The organism is Micromonospora profundi (assembly GCF_011927785.1).
Classification (GTDB): Bacteria; Actinomycetota; Actinomycetes; order Mycobacteriales; family Micromonosporaceae; genus Micromonospora; species Micromonospora profundi.
The window spans coordinates 3,573,060-3,586,853 of sequence record NZ_JAATJK010000001.1 but is presented as its reverse complement, the minus strand read 5'-3'; the positions used below and the strand labels follow the sequence as shown (position 1 = coordinate 3,586,853).

Annotated in this window: 15 protein-coding genes; 13 read left to right on the top strand and 2 right to left on the bottom strand. The window is 72.5% G+C overall.

Annotated features, from left to right (window positions below; genetic code table 11):
* Window positions 1-29: 29 nt before the first annotated feature.
* From F4558_RS15690 to F4558_RS15650, 9 genes are all read left to right on the top strand, one after another.
* On the top strand, window positions 30-1,364 hold the full coding sequence (locus F4558_RS15690; RefSeq protein WP_053655517.1) for an O-antigen ligase family protein: 1,335 nt from the start codon (window positions 30-32) through the stop codon (window positions 1,362-1,364).
* Window positions 1,361-2,956, top strand: coding sequence for a lipopolysaccharide biosynthesis protein (locus tag F4558_RS15685; protein ID WP_167944902.1), 1,596 nt, complete (start codon window positions 1,361-1,363; stop codon window positions 2,954-2,956). The genes F4558_RS15690 and F4558_RS15685 overlap by 4 nt, the downstream gene beginning before the upstream one ends.
* Before the next feature lie 8 nt (window positions 2,957-2,964).
* Window positions 2,965-3,867 carry a sulfotransferase domain-containing protein gene (locus tag F4558_RS15680; RefSeq protein WP_053655427.1) on the top strand — a complete coding sequence of 301 codons (903 nt, stop codon included), beginning with the start codon at window positions 2,965-2,967 and terminating at the stop codon, window positions 3,865-3,867.
* On the top strand, window positions 3,864-5,126 hold the full coding sequence (locus tag F4558_RS15675) for a hypothetical protein (protein WP_053655429.1): 1,263 nt from the start codon (window positions 3,864-3,866) through the stop codon (window positions 5,124-5,126). The genes F4558_RS15680 and F4558_RS15675 overlap by 4 nt, the downstream gene beginning before the upstream one ends.
* A 214-nt stretch (window positions 5,127-5,340) precedes the next feature.
* Window positions 5,341-5,820, top strand: coding sequence for a glycosyltransferase family 28 protein (locus F4558_RS15670; protein ID WP_053655431.1), 480 nt, complete (start codon window positions 5,341-5,343; stop codon window positions 5,818-5,820).
* Window positions 5,817-6,491 (top strand): glycosyltransferase, encoded by a 675-nt coding sequence (locus F4558_RS15665; RefSeq protein ID WP_167944900.1) that lies wholly within the window; start codon window positions 5,817-5,819, stop codon window positions 6,489-6,491. Before F4558_RS15670 ends, F4558_RS15665 begins: the two co-directional genes overlap by 4 nt.
* Window positions 6,488-7,417, top strand: a complete 930-nt coding sequence (locus F4558_RS15660; RefSeq protein ID WP_053655435.1) for a glycosyltransferase family 2 protein — start codon at window positions 6,488-6,490, stop codon at window positions 7,415-7,417. Before F4558_RS15665 ends, F4558_RS15660 begins: the two co-directional genes overlap by 4 nt.
* Window positions 7,418-7,549: 132 nt before the next feature.
* Window positions 7,550-8,728 carry a chorismate synthase gene (gene aroC, locus F4558_RS15655; RefSeq protein WP_167944898.1) on the top strand — a complete coding sequence of 393 codons (1,179 nt, stop codon included), beginning with the start codon at window positions 7,550-7,552 and terminating at the stop codon, window positions 8,726-8,728.
* Window positions 8,728-9,231: a shikimate kinase gene (locus tag F4558_RS15650; protein WP_053655438.1), complete on the top strand. Its 504-nt coding sequence runs from the start codon at window positions 8,728-8,730 to the stop codon at window positions 9,229-9,231. Before aroC ends, F4558_RS15650 begins: the two co-directional genes overlap by 1 nt.
* A 63-nt stretch (window positions 9,232-9,294) precedes the next feature.
* On the opposite strand, the gene F4558_RS15645 is transcribed toward F4558_RS15650, so the two are convergent.
* Window positions 9,295-10,023 carry an alpha/beta fold hydrolase gene (locus tag F4558_RS15645; protein ID WP_167944891.1) on the bottom strand — a complete coding sequence of 243 codons (729 nt, stop codon included), beginning with the start codon at window positions 10,021-10,023 and terminating at the stop codon, window positions 9,295-9,297.
* 128 nt (window positions 10,024-10,151) lie between these two features.
* On the opposite strand from F4558_RS15645, the gene aroB reads away from it, so the two are divergent.
* The 4 genes from aroB to nusB all read left to right on the top strand — a co-directional run bounded on the left by aroB (window position 10,152) and on the right by nusB (window position 13,137).
* Window positions 10,152-11,231, top strand: coding sequence for a 3-dehydroquinate synthase (aroB, locus tag F4558_RS15640; protein ID WP_167944889.1), 1,080 nt, complete (start codon window positions 10,152-10,154; stop codon window positions 11,229-11,231).
* Complete coding sequence (aroQ, locus tag F4558_RS15635) at window positions 11,228-11,659, top strand: type II 3-dehydroquinate dehydratase (RefSeq protein WP_053655518.1); 432 nt, start codon at window positions 11,228-11,230, stop codon at window positions 11,657-11,659. Before aroB ends, aroQ begins: the two co-directional genes overlap by 4 nt.
* Window positions 11,660-12,145: 486 nt before the next feature.
* Entirely contained in the window at window positions 12,146-12,703 is a 558-nt protein-coding gene (efp, locus tag F4558_RS15630; RefSeq protein ID WP_053655444.1) for an elongation factor P, read from the top strand.
* Window positions 12,704-12,726: 23 nt separating this feature from the next.
* On the top strand, window positions 12,727-13,137 hold the full coding sequence (nusB, locus tag F4558_RS15625; protein ID WP_209274267.1) for a transcription antitermination factor NusB: 411 nt from the start codon (window positions 12,727-12,729) through the stop codon (window positions 13,135-13,137).
* A 63-nt stretch (window positions 13,138-13,200) separates the two neighbouring features.
* Here nusB and bldD read toward each other — a convergent pair whose 3' ends face one another.
* The gene (bldD, locus tag F4558_RS15620; RefSeq protein WP_007458348.1) at window positions 13,201-13,689 is read right to left on the bottom strand and encodes a transcriptional regulator BldD; all 489 of its coding nucleotides are present in this window, start codon (window positions 13,687-13,689) and stop codon (window positions 13,201-13,203) included.
* Between the last annotated feature and the right edge of the window lie 105 nt (window positions 13,690-13,794).

Genomic DNA, 13,794 nt, shown 5'->3' with positions numbered 1-13,794 from the left:
GGGTGTCGGTCACCCGCGCCCCGGCGACCGTGCCGCCGCCCGGAGGCGCCCCCTCCGCAGGCGCGCCCATCCCGCCGACCCCGCCCCCCGCCCAGCTGCCGCTGTGGCCGCTTGCCGTGATGTTCGGCCTGGTACCGCTCTGGTGGCTGCTCGGGGCGTTCTACCTCGGCTGGCCGTTGCTGGGCGCGCTGCTGCTCGCGCTGCTGTTCACCCGGGGACGGGTGCCGCTGCCGCCGGCCGCCGGCATCTGGCTGCTGTTCCTCGCCATCGTGGTGGTGAGCGCCACCCAACTGACGTCACCGGCCTCGCTGTTGACGTTCACCCTGCGGCTCGCCTTCTATCTGACCGCGCTCGTGGTCGGCGTCTACGTCTACGCCGCCGCCCGGGAACGCGCCGACCTGGTGCCGGTGCTCATCCCGCTCTGTGCGTTCTGGTTCGCGCTCGTGGTGCTGGGCTGGCTGGGGGTGCTGGTGCCCCGGCTGGAGATGACCACCCCGCTGGAAGTGCTGCTGCCCGGCGGGGTCGCCGGCACCCCGTTCATCCAGGACATGGTGCACCTCACCACAGCCGAATACAGCGTTCGCTCGCTCAACCCGATCTACCGACCGGCCGCGCCGTTCGCGTACACCAACAACTACGGCAGCGCGTACGCCATGACCCTGCCCTGCGTGGTGGCGTTCACCATGCTGTGCCGGCGGGGAGTGCTGCGGTGGGCGCTGCTGGTGTCGCTGCCGCTGTCGCTCGCGCCGGCGTTCCTCACCCTCAACCGGGCCATGTTCCTCAGCCTCGGCGCCGGGCTGGCGGTGCTCGGGGTGCGGGCCAGCCTGCGCGGCAACGTCCGGGTCGCCGCGTCCATCGTCGGCGTGGTGGTGATCGGCGCGCTCACCACGCTTGTCATCCCGATCACCGACCTGATCAGCCAGCGGGTCGACTCCAGCGACACCAACACCGACAGGCTCTCGCTCTACAGCGAGGTGATCCGCCGCGTGCAGGAGTCGCCGTGGCTGGGCTACGGCGCTCCGGTGAACGTCGACACCGTCTCCGCCGCCGCGCCGATCGGCACCCAGGGGCAGTTGTGGATGGTGCTGTTCAGTCACGGCGTACCCGCGCTGATCTGTTTCCTGGCCTGGTTCGTCGCCGCCGCGGTGATCTGCGCGCGGGCGACCTCGCCGGCCGGTCAGTGGCTGGCCGCGGTGCCAGTGGTCTGCCTGGTGCAGATCCCGTTCTACGGCATGGCAAACCAGAATCTGGCAGTCGCGTTCTTCGCTGTCGCCTTCGCGATGGCGCTCGCCGAACGGGAACGGCTCACCCGGTCGGACGGGTCGCAACCGCAGGCCGCCCGGCGTACGGCGGTGCCGGCATGACCGCCGCCACCCGGGGCGCGGCCGGCACCGACACCAGCAACCCGTCCGACGCCGGTGCGGCGGAGACCCGGCGCAGCGCGCGTAGCGGCGTGGCCGGGCTGCTCGGCGCCGCGACAAGCGGACTGTTCGGCTTCGTACTGGCAGTGGTCATCACCCGGGCGTACGGCACGGCAGGCTCGGGTGCGTTCTTCGCGGCGATCGGTGTCGTCACAGTGGCCACCGCGGTCTGCACGCTCGGTGCCGAGACCGGCCTCATGTGGGCCCTGCCCCGGCGTCGGATCGGCCGCCAGGGGGACGCCGCCCGGATGCTCCCGGTGGCGCTGCTCCCGCCGCTGCTGGTCGGACTCCTGGTCGCCGTTGTCGGTGTGCTTGCCGCCGACGCGCTCGCACCCCGGCTGCTCCAGGGCTCCGGCGACGACGGCCGGGCGCTGCTCACCGTCACCTTCGCGGCGGTGCCGGTGGTGGTGGCGATGACCCTGCTGCTGGCCACCCTGCGCTGCGTGCGACCCATCCGCGCGTACGTCGGAGTGCAGTTCCTGCTGCTGCCGGTGGCCCGCCCGGCGCTGGTGGGCGCCGCCGCGCTGGCCGGCGGCGGCCTGCTCGCGGGCATGACCGGCTGGCTGGTGCCGGCGGCGCTGGCGCTGCTGGTCTGCCTCACCCTGGTGGCCGGCCCGCTCGGGCTGGGTCGGGGCGCGGCGTTGCGGTCCAACCGCGCCGACTGGTCGACGTTCTGGCGCTTCGCGCTGCCCCGGGCCGCCTCGGCGGCCATCGACGCGGGCAGCATGTGGGTGGGCGTGCTGCTGACCTCGGTGCTGGCCGGGCCGGCGGACGCCGGCGTGTTCGGCGCGGTCGGCAGGTACGTGCTGGCCGGTCAACTGGCCATGCAGGGGCTCCGGGTGGCAGTGTCGCCGCAGTTGTCCCGGCTGCTCGGGCGGGGCGAGCGGGCCGCCGCGGCGGCCGTGCACCGGCAGTTGACCATCTGGGGTCTGGTGCTGTCCTGGCCGGTGTACCTGCTGCTGGCGGTGTTCGCGCTGGCCTTCCTGCAACTGTTCGGCCCGGAGTTCACCGCCGGGGTGCCGGCGATGACGGTGCTCGCGCTGGCGATGCTCGTGAACACGGGCGTGGGCAACGTGCAGAGCCTGCTGCTGATGGGTGGGCGCAGCGGGCTGCACCTGGTGTCCACCCTGGCCGGGCTGACAATGACCGTCACGTTGGGGTTCCTGCTGATCCCGGGGCACGGTGCGACAGGCGCGGCTCTGGCCTGGGCCGCCGGCATCGCCACCGAGAACCTCAGCGCGGCCGGCTTCGCCCGGTCGGTGGTCCGGGAACCGCTGTTCGACGGTGCGACGCTGCGCGCGGCGGCGGCCACTGTCGCCGGCGTGGGCCTGGCGTCCGGCGTCGGCGTGCTGGTCGGCGGGCGCGGCCTGCCCGGCGTCGCGGTGGCGTTGGGAGTTCTGCTCGCCGGCTGCGTCGGCTTGTTGACGTTGCCCCGGGTGCGCGCCGGCATTCGAGTGACCATGAGGCAGATCCGTGGGCGGGACGACGCGGCCACTGCCGCCGGGGCGACCCCGGCATCGACGAAAGGTAGGTGAGGTCCGTCGTGGCGTCCATCCGTGACCGGGTCAAGCAGTTGGTACCGACCCAGGTGACCACCCGGGTGAAGGAATCCCTCGTCGACTACGGGGTCCGCACCAGCGACCGACGGCCCCTGCCGGACTTCCTCATCATCGGCACCAAGCGGGGCGGCACCACCTCCCTGTGGAACTACCTCATCCAGCACCCCCTCGTGCCCCGGCTCTTTCCCGCGTGGAACACGAAGTCGGCGCACTACTTCGAGGAGCACTGGGGTCGCGGCGAGGCGTGGTACAGGTCGCACTTCCCCACCGAGCGACACCGCGAGGCGCTCCAGCGGCGGCACGGCGGGCCGGTCCGCGTCGGCGAGGCGGCCCCGCTGTACATGTTCCACCCGCTCGCCGCGCAGCGGGTGGCCGCGCTCATGCCGACGGTGAAGCTGATCGTGCTCCTGCGGGACCCGGTGGAGCGGGCGTACTCGCACTGGAAGGAACGCCGCACCCACGGCATCGAGCCGCTGGACTTCGCCGCCGCGCTGGCCGCCGAGCCGGAGCGGACGGCGGGGGAGCGGGAGCGGCTGATCGCCGAGCCGGAGTCGTTCAGCGAGGCGTACGACTGGTACACGTACCGGGCCCGGGGGCGCTACCTGGAGCACCTGGAGCCGTGGCTGGAGCGCTTCGACAGGTCGCAGATCCTCTTCCTGCCCAGCGAGGACCTGTACCGCGACGCCCGCGCCACCTACGGGCGCACACTCGACTTCCTCGGCCTGCCGCCACACGACCTGCCGGACTTCAAGGTCTACAACGACAGGCGGTCCGCACCGTTGGATCCCGCGGTACGCGCCGAGCTGACCGAGTACTACCGGCCGTACAACGACGCGCTGCGCGAGCGGCTCGGGTTGGACCTCGACTGGGCGGACCGGGCGGCGTGACCACGGAGGTCGCCTCGGACACGGATCCCCGATCCCGGTCCGACGGGCTGGGCTGGGTCAGTCGTGCGGTGTTCCCGGACGACAGGGTCGGCCTGACCGTGGGCGGTGGCCTGCCGGCCGGTCATCGGGCCGTGGCCCGGTACGCGGTGGTGCCGTCGGTGGCCCGGGCACGGTTCCTGGTGCCGCTTGGCGCTCCCCGGGCCGGTGCGGCGTCGCTGCTGGCGTACAACGCGTTGCGTCCGCCGAAGGTGCGTGCGTTGCGGGCGGCGATCGGCGGGCTGGCCCGGTTCGGCGGCGCGGGCCTTTCGCCCTTTCCGACGCTCACCGTCTCGGTGCCGGCGGGCGTGCCGGCGGTCGACCTGCTGCTGACCGAGCGGCTCGCCGCTGATCTCGGCGGTACGCCATTGCTGGCAGCCTTCGGTGTCCGTCCACCGGACCCGAACGGCAAGCCCACCCTGCAACTGTTCGACGCCGACGGTCGCCCGCGTGGCTACGCGAAGATCGGCTGGAACGACGCCACCCGGGCGCTTGTCACCGCCGAGGCGGCGGCGTTGCGGGACCTGCGCGGGGTGACCGGCGTCGCCGACCACCCGACGCCTCCGGGGCTGCTCGCCGAGACGGTGTGGGGCGACCACGTGGTCGCTGTGGTGGAGCCGTTGCCGCCCGCGGTGCGCGGCGTACCTGTCGACGACCCGCCGCGGATCGCGGCCCTGCTCGCGGTGGCCCGCCGGGGCGCTCCGGCGGAGGCGCCCCGACCGTTGGCCTCCTCGACGTTCCTCACCCGGCTGACAGAGCTTGCCGACCGCGCGGCCGTGGCCGAGCCGGCCGGCGCGCGGGCGGTCGCCGCAGTCGCCGCGCTGGCTCGCCGGCACCGTGACACCGCAGTGGAGTTCGGGCACTGGCACGGCGACTGGGTGCCGTGGAACCTGGGCCTGCACGCCGGACGGCTGGTCGCGTGGGACTGGGAGCACAGCGGCCCGGACGTGCCGCTCGGCTTCGACCTGGCGCACGACGCGTTCCAGCGTTCGCTGGTGCTGCGGGGGGAGCCGGCCGCCGTGGCCGCTGCCGCCGTGGACGAGCATCTGGACCGGCACGGTGAGCGGCTGGGCCTGAACCCGGCGCAGCGCCGGCTGGTGGCCGACGCGTATCTGGTGGAGATGTGGCTGCGGACGTGGCGGTTGGCCGACGCCGGAGCGGGTTGGAACGGCGCGCTGCATCCCGCACTGTTGGACGTCATCGAGAAACGACATACCTCCTGAACTGGGAAAACCTCTACGACAGGAATGTGTCGTAGGGTGACGACGAACTAGCAGGTCGTGATGTATGTCGATTGGTCCAGGACGGACGGTGTACCCGGACACCTCGGGTGGAGATCGTCACCTCGGCCGGTCGCGCTATTCAACGGCCGACGAACCTGTGATCTGCTTCTGGCTGGTCTAAACCTGAATTCCAAGCGAACTTGTGGGGAGTCGCGTGGACGCGAACAACGACGGCGGCGAGCCGCCGGTGCTGCTGCTGGTGGGATCCAGCGGCGGGCACCTGGCGCAACTGCTCGCCCTTCGGCCCTGGTACGAACAGTGGCGGCGCTGCTGGGTCACCTTCGACACCCCGGAGGCGGTGTCGCTGCTGGCCGGCGAGGACCTGGTGCCCGCGCACCATCCGACCACCCGCAACGTGCCGAACCTGCTGCGCAACGCGCTGCTGGCCTGGCGGGTGCTACGCGGTAGGCGGGTCGCCGCCGTGGTCACCACCGGCGCCGGGGTGGCGGTGCCGTTCGTGGTGCTGGCCCGCCTGCGCCGCATCCCGACGGTCTACATCGAGGTGTACGACCGCATCGACACGCCGACGCTGACGGCCCGGCTCTGCCGCCCGTTCCTGTCCGCGATGCTCGTGCAGTGGGATGAGCAGCGCCGGCAGTACCCGGAAGCCACAGTCGTCGGGACACTTCTGTGAACGGGGAGGCCGGCACCGCACCGCGCCCGTACGCGGCAGGCACCTCGGAGCCGGCCCGGCTGCCCCGCCAGCGCGACACCAGGCCGACCGCGCAGACCCGACTGCTCGTCGCGGTCGGCACCGACAAGCACCGCTTCGACCGGCTCGTCGACTGGCTGGCCCAGTGGCACGCCAAGGTCGATCGGCCGGTCACGCTTACCGTGCAGCACGGGCACACCGAGGCGCCGCAGCTGCCCGGTGCGGTGCCGTTCCTCGGCCACGACGACCTGCAACGGGCGATGGCCGACGCCGACCTGGTGGTCTGCCACGGCGGCCCGGCGACGATCCTGGAGGCCCGCAGGCACGGCCACCTGCCCATCGTGGTGCCCCGCGACCCAGTGCACGGCGAGCACGTCGACGACCACCAGCAGCTCTTCGCCCGCAGGCTCGGTGCGGCCGGCCTGGTGGCGCTCTGCGAGACCCGGGAGGCGCTGCACGACGCGCTCGACGCCGGACACGCCGACCCGTCCCGCTACGCGGTGGCCGCCGACCCGGACGCGCACGAGGCGCGCCGGGCGGCGGTGGCCAGGGTCGGACAGATCGTGGAGGACCTGGTGGCCCGGTCGACCCGGCGCCGCCCCCGCTGGCGGACCTGGCCGCGTTCCGGCCGGGGTACGGAGGAGATTCGATGACCCGGCAGCCGACAGTGAGCGTCGTGGTGCCCACCCGGGACCGGCCCGAGCTGCTGCGCGCCGCGTTGGCGGCGATCCTCGCCCAGGAGTACGCGGGCGGCATCGAAGCGGTGGTCGTGTTCGACCAGTCCACGCCCGACGAGTCGCTGACCGATCTGGCCGGGTTGACCGGTCCGGACCGTACGGTGCGGGTGATCCGCAACCAGCGCACACCGGGCCTCGCCGGCGCCCGCAACAGCGGCACCCTCGCTGCCGAGGGTGAGCTTGTCGCGTTCTGCGACGACGACGACGAGTGGCTGCCGGGCAAGTTGGCCGCCCAGGTCGAGGCGTTGACCGCCGACCCGGCCGCCGAGTTCGTGTGCTGCGGCATCCGGGTCACCTACGACGGGCACACCGTCGACCGGGTGCTCGACAAGGACCGGATCACCCTTGACGACCTGCTGCGGGACCGGATGACGGAGCTGCACCCGTCGACCTTCCTGATCCGCGCGGCAGCGCTGCGCGACGGGTTCGGCCTTGTCGACGAGGAAATTCCGGGCAGCTACGCCGAGGACTACGAGTTCCTGTTGCGGGCCGCCCGCAGCGCGCCGCTGCTCAACCTGCGTACCCCGTCGGTGCTCGTGCGGTGGCACAAGCGCTCGTACTTCGCCCAGCGCTGGGACACGATCTCCGAGGCGTTGCAGTGGCTGCTGCACCGCTACCCGGAGTTCGCCGGCCAGCCGGCCGGCGAGGCGCGGGTCACCGGACAGATCGCCTTCGCCCGGGCCGCGTCCGGCGACCGCCGGGGCGCGCTGCGCTGGGCGCGGCGAACCCTGCGCCGCAACCCCCGCGAGCCGCGCGCCTACCTGGCGCTCGCGGTCGCCGGTCGGGTGGTGCGGGCCGACGCGGTGCTGCGCACCCTGCACAAGCGCGGCCGAGGAATCTGAGCCGCCGTCGGCGGCGGCCCGGGCTTCACCGGGTCACTGCCGACGGCGGTCCCGCCGTGTGTCGCCGTCCGTAGGGCGGGACGCGGCGGGCAGCGCATCGGGCCGGCGGCCGGGCGTGACAGACTGACCGCTGTGTTGCGCTGGTTGACTGCAGGTGAATCGCACGGTCCCGCCCTCGTCGCGTTGATGGAGGGGGTGCCGGCCGGTATCGAGGTGAGCACCACCGAGATCGCCGGTGAGCTGGCCCGTCGGCGGCTGGGCTACGGCCGGGGCGCCCGGATGTCGTTCGAGCAGGACGAGGTCGAGGTGCTCGGCGGGCTGCGGCACGGCGTCACACTGGGCAGCCCGGTGGCGATCCGGGTGGGCAACTCCGAGTGGCCGAAGTGGCGCACGGTGATGGCCGCCGACCCTGTCGACCCCGACGAGCTGGCCCGGCAGGCCCGCAACGCCCCGCTGACCCGTCCCCGGCCCGGCCACGCCGACCTGGCCGGCATGCAGAAGTACGGCCACAGCGACGCCCGTCCCATCCTGGAGCGCGCCAGCGCCCGGGAGACCGCCGCCCGGGTCGCCGTCGGCACTGTCGCCAAGGCGCTGATCCGGCAGGCACTCGGCGTCGAGATCGTCTCGCACGTCATCGAGCTTGGTCCGATCGCCGCGAAGCCCGGGCTGCGCCCGAGCCCCCAGGACGCCGCCCGCATCGACGCCGACCCGCTGCGCTGCCTCGACCCGGAGGCCAGCGCCCTGATGGTCGCCGAGGTCGACGCCGCGAAGAAGGCCGCCGACACCCTCGGTGGCGTGGTCGAGGTGCTGGCGTACGGCGTGCCGCCAGGGCTGGGCAGCCACGTGCAGTGGGACCGCAAGCTCGACGCCCGGCTGGCCACCGCGCTCATGTCCATCCAGGCGATCAAGGGCGTGGAGATCGGCGACGGGTGGCAGCAGGCCCGCTCCCGTGGCTCCGAGGCGCACGACGAGATCATCCCGTCGGCCACCGGTGTCCGCCGGGTCACCGACCGGGCCGGCGGTCTGGAGGGCGGCATCACCACCGGTGAGCCGCTGCGCGTCCGCGCCGCCATGAAGCCGATCTCCTCGCTGAACCGCGCGCTGGCCACCGTGGACGTCGCCACCGGCGAGCCGGCGACCGCCATCAACCAGCGTTCGGACGTCTGCGCGGTGCCCGCCGCGGCGGTCGTCGCCGAGGCGATGGTGGCCCTGGTGCTCGCCGAAGCTGCCACCGAGAAGTTCGGCGGCGACTCGGTCGCCGAGATCCGCCGCAACCTCGCCAGCTACCTCGACGCGCTGGTCATCCGCTGATGGCGCCGGTCGTCGTGCTGGTCGGGGCACCCGGCTGCGGCAAGACCACTGTCGGGCAGGCCCTCGCCGCCGTACTCGGTGTGGAGTTCCGCGACACCGACACCGACATCGAGCAGATGGCCGGCAAGCCCATCCCGGAGATCTTCATCGACGAGGGCGAGGACCACTTCCGTGCCCTGGAGCGGGCCGCCGTCGCCGCCGCGTTGGCGGCCAGCCCTGGTGTGCTCGCCCTGGGCGGCGGCGCGGTGCTGGCCGAGGAGACCCGTGCCGCCCTGATCGGGCATCGGGTGGTGCACCTGTCGGTCGAGCTGCCCGACGCCGTGAAGCGGGTCGGGCTCGGCGCGGGCCGGCCACTGTTGGCGATCAACCCGCGCGCCACCCTCAAGCACCTGATGGACCAGCGCCGTCCGCTCTACGCCGAGGTGGCCACCGAGACGGTCGTCACCGACGGGCGCACCCCGGCGGAGATCGCCGCCGAGATCGCCGCGCTGCTGCCTCGCTGACCCGTCGGTCGGCGACTCGCCGACCGACGCCGCGCTGACCGGTCAGCCGGTGACCCGCGCCGTTCAGTCGCGGGCGGCGCTGTCGAGCACGTCGGCCAGGGCCTTCGGCTCGCTGAGCATCGGCCAGTGCCCGGTGGGCACCTCGAACAGCCGACCCCCGGCCAGCCCGGTGAAGAACGGGTGCCCCTGGTCGATCATGTCGCGGACAACTGTGAGCGGGAAGGTGCTGGCGACCAGGGCGGTCGGCACAGCTCGGCCGCCGGTGCGGCGGACCGGGTCGGTGGCGGTGCGCAGCGGCTGCGGAGTGGCGCGGGCGCGCAGCAGGGCCAACGTCGGCTCGTCAAGCCCAGCGAGGTTGGTCGGGTCGGCCGCCGGATCCCAGGCCGGCGGCGGCAGCAGGTGCCCGGCGCCGATGAGGGCCCGCAGTCGCTGCTGCTCCTCCGGCGGCACCGTGTCGAACTGCGACGTGCCGTCCGGCAGCGGCCCACTCTCCACGTAGACCACCCGGGCGATGCGGTCCGGGATGCGGTCCGCCGCCTGGGCGACCGGCATCCCGCCGCCGGAGTGGCCGACAAGCACCACGTCGCGAAGCGCCTCGACCTCGATCAGCCGGACGATGTCGGTGGTGTGCGTGTCCAGGGTGACGTCCGGCCCGGCGAGGTGGTCACGCTCGGCCAGCCCGGTGAGCGTCATCGGGTAGACCTCGTGCCCCTGCGCGCGCAGCGCCCCGGTCACGTCCCGCCACGCCCAGGCACCCAGCCAGAACCCCGGCACCAGCACGAACGTCGCCATTGTCGCTCCTCAACTCGGTTGTCGAGCCGACCCTACGACCGCGCACCGACAGTTCTGCCCGGTTTCACGCAGTGGGCGCCGCCGTCTCCCGCCGCCGCCGCGCCACGCGCTGGACTAGGCTGCCGGCGATGGACGACGTGACCCGGATCCCGGTCGGCGGCGAGCGGCCGTACGACGTGCTTGTCGGCCGCGACCTGCTGGACGCCCTGCCCGGCCTGCTGCCCGGCGCGACCCGGGCGGCGGTACTGCACACGCCCCCGCTCAAGACCCTCGCCGACGCGCTCGGCGAACGGTTGCGCGCGGCCGGGATCGAGCCGCTGCCGATCGAGGTGCCCGACGCCGAGTCGGGCAAGCAGATCGACGTGGCCGCCGCCTGCTGGGACCGGCTGGGCGCGGCCGGTTTCACCCGTACCGACGCGGTGGTCGGGGTGGGCGGCGGCGCGGCGACCGACCTGGCCGGCTTCGTCGCGGCCTGCTGGCTGCGCGGTGTGCGCTGGGTGCCGGTGGCGACCTCGCTGCTGGGCATGGTGGACGCCGCGGTGGGCGGCAAGACCGGAATCAACACCGCCGCCGGCAAGAACCTGGTGGGCGCGTTCCACCCGCCGGTCGGGGTGCTGGCCGACCTTGCCACCCTGGACAGCCTTCCCGCCGTCGACCTGGCGGCCGGGCTGGCCGAGGTGGTCAAGTGCGGCTTCATCGCCGATCCGGTGATCCTCGACCTGGTCGAGCGCGACCCGGCCGCGGCCACCGACCCGCGCGGGCCGGTGGCCCGGGAGCTGATCGAGCGGGCCATCCGGGTCAAGGCCGACGTGGTCGCTGGCGACCTGCGCGAGTCCGGCCTGCGGGAGGTCCTCAACTACGGGCACACCCTCGCGCACGCCATCGAGCAGAACGAGGGCTACCGCTGGCGGCACGGCCATGCCGTATCCGTCGGCCTGGTGTACGCCGCCGCGCTGGCCCGCCTCGCCGGTCGCCTGGACGCGCCGACCGCCGACCGGCACCGCCGCACCCTTGTCGCGCTCGGCCTGCCGGTGAGCTACCCGGCCGACGCCTGGCCACGACTGCTGGCCACGATGCGGGTGGACAAGAAGGCCCGGGGCAGCAAGCTGCGTTTCGTGGTGCTGGACGGGCTGGCCCGCCCCGCGATGCTTGAGGGGCCGGACGACGCGCTGCTCGAAGCGGCCTACCGCGAGGTGTGCGCGTCTTGAAGGTCTATGTGTTGAACGGGCCGAACCTGGGCAGGCTTGGCACCCGGGAGCCGGCGGTCTACGGCTCGACCAGCTACGCCGATCTGGTGGCGCTCTGCGAGGCGACCGGCCGGGAGTTGGGGCTGGACGTGACGGTCCGGCAGACCGACGCCGAGCACGAGCTGCTGGGCTGGCTGCACGCCGCCGCCGACGAGAGCGCGGCGGTGGTGCTCAACCCGGCCGCCTGGTCGCACTACTCGTACGCGGTGCGCGACGCCTGCGCGATGCTGCGCGGGCCGCTGGTTGAGGTGCACCTGTCGAACATCCACGCCCGCGAGGAGTTCCGGCACCATTCGGTGGTCTCCGCGGTGGCCACCGGGGTGATCTGCGGTCTCGGTATCGACGGCTACCGGCTCGCCCTGCATCACCTCGCCACCCGTACCGCCTGACCTGCCGCTCAGGTGGTCCGGAGCGAAGCCGGCTGACCCACGCCGACCGGCGCTTCCGCAGCCCTGGTCCACCGGCGCCTTCCGCCGCCCTCGTCGCGTCGGCTTACCTACTGTGACACCGCTACTGGATGGAGGGCGTCACCGTCGGTTGCCGCATCCCGGCCGCGTGCAGGCGGCCGCCCTCCTCGTCGCCTCCTTTGCTCTGCTTCAACCCACGCGACACCGACCTTGAGCTGCGCATACCCGGCACCGGTGTCGGTCGGCCCTGCCTGTCGCGTCTTACGGAGGGTGACTGTTGCGTGGGTTGAAGCAGAGCAAAGGGGCCAGGAAGGATGGGACGGCCGTGACCCGCAAATGACGTTCCGTCACCGTCGTCGGGATGCCGGCCGCGCGGCGGGACGGTCGGCCGACCACGGCGGGTAACGCGCCGCAGCGCAGCTTGTAGACTTGCCAGGTCTGTCCGCCAATTGATGATCAAGGCAGGAAATGGCCTCTACCAACGACCTCAAGAACGGCCTGGTACTCAACCTTGACGGCGAGCTCTGGTCCGTCGTCGAGTTCCAGCACGTCAAGCCCGGTAAGGGTGGTGCCTTCGTGCGCACCACGCTGAAGAACGTGCTGTCCGGGAAGGTGGTCGACAAGACCTTCAACGCGGGCACCAAGGTCGAGACCGCGACCGTGGACAAGCGCACGATGCAGTACCTGTACGCCGACGGCGAAGACTACGTCTTCATGGATCTGGAGACCTTCGACCAGATCACCGTTCCCGGCGGCACCGTCGGGGAGGCAGCCAACTACCTGTTGCCCGAGGCGGAGGCGACAGTCGCCACCCACGAAGGTGTGCCGCTCTACATCGAGCTGCCCACCAGTGTCGTGCTCGAGGTCACGTACACCGAGCCGGGTCTGCAGGGCGACCGGTCGACCGGCGGCAACAAGCCGGCGACCGTCGAGACCGGCGCCACAGTGCCGGTCCCGCTGTTCATCACCACCGGTGAGAAGATCAAGGTCGACACCCGCGACGGCCGTTACCTCGGCCGCGCCTGATGGCTGAGGGTCCCAAGCAGCAGATGCCGGCGCGCCGCAAGGCGCGCAAGCGGGCGCTGGATGTCCTCTACGAGGCCGACCTGCGGGACAGGCCGCCCGTGGAGGTGCTGGCCGGCTACCTTCAGCGCATCGAACAGCCCCGCCCGGAGCATATGGGTTACGCGGTGGGCCTGATCGAGGGGGTCGCCGAACACCTCAACCGGATCGACGAGCTGATCGCCAGCTATGCCGAGGGCTGGACCCTGGACCGGATGCCGGTGGTCGACCGCAACCTGGCCCGGGTCGCCGTCTACGAGTTGCTCTACGTCGACGAGATCGACGACGCGGTGGCGATCAGCGAGGCTGTGGAGTTGGCCCGGCAGATGTCGACCGACGATTCGCCGCGCTTCCTCAACGGTCTGCTCGGCCGTATCGCCGAGTACGCCACCCGCTGAGGTCAGGCACCACCGAAAAGGCCCGTGCCATCCGGCACGGGCCTTTTCGGGTGGAGCGACAGCTCAGGAGGCGAAGAACGCCCGCGGGTCGGCGACCAGCACACCGTGCTCGGTGAGCCGCTCGATCAGCCCGGACGGCGAGGCGTCGTAGACGATCGCGAGCGCGCGCAGGTCGTCGGCGCGGATGGAGAGCACCCGACCGTTGTAGTCGCCACGCTGCTGCTGGATGGCGCGGGCGTAGCGGGCGACGTAGGCCAGGTCCTCGGAGGCCTCGTCGTAGAGCCGCTCCAGGTCCAGAACGATCTTGCTGGTGGGCTCGTGACGGACACCACTGCCGTCGGGCAGCAGCTCCGAGACGGGGACACGGTAGAACTCGGCCAGCTCGGCCAGACGGGAAACCGTCACGGCGCGGTCGCCACGCTCGTACGAGCCGACCACCACGGCCTTCCACCGCCCGTTCGACTTCTCCTCCACACCCTGCAGGGACAGGCCCTGCTGCTGGCGGATGGAGCGCAGGCGGGCGCCCAGAGATTTGGCGTATTCAGAGGGCATTCGGACACTCCCAGTGCTGCTCGGGGTTCTCCCGTCGATCGCTACGGAGCGTGACGGTACGGGGAATGCGACACGTGGTCAAGTGGTCGCGACCCTACCGTTGAG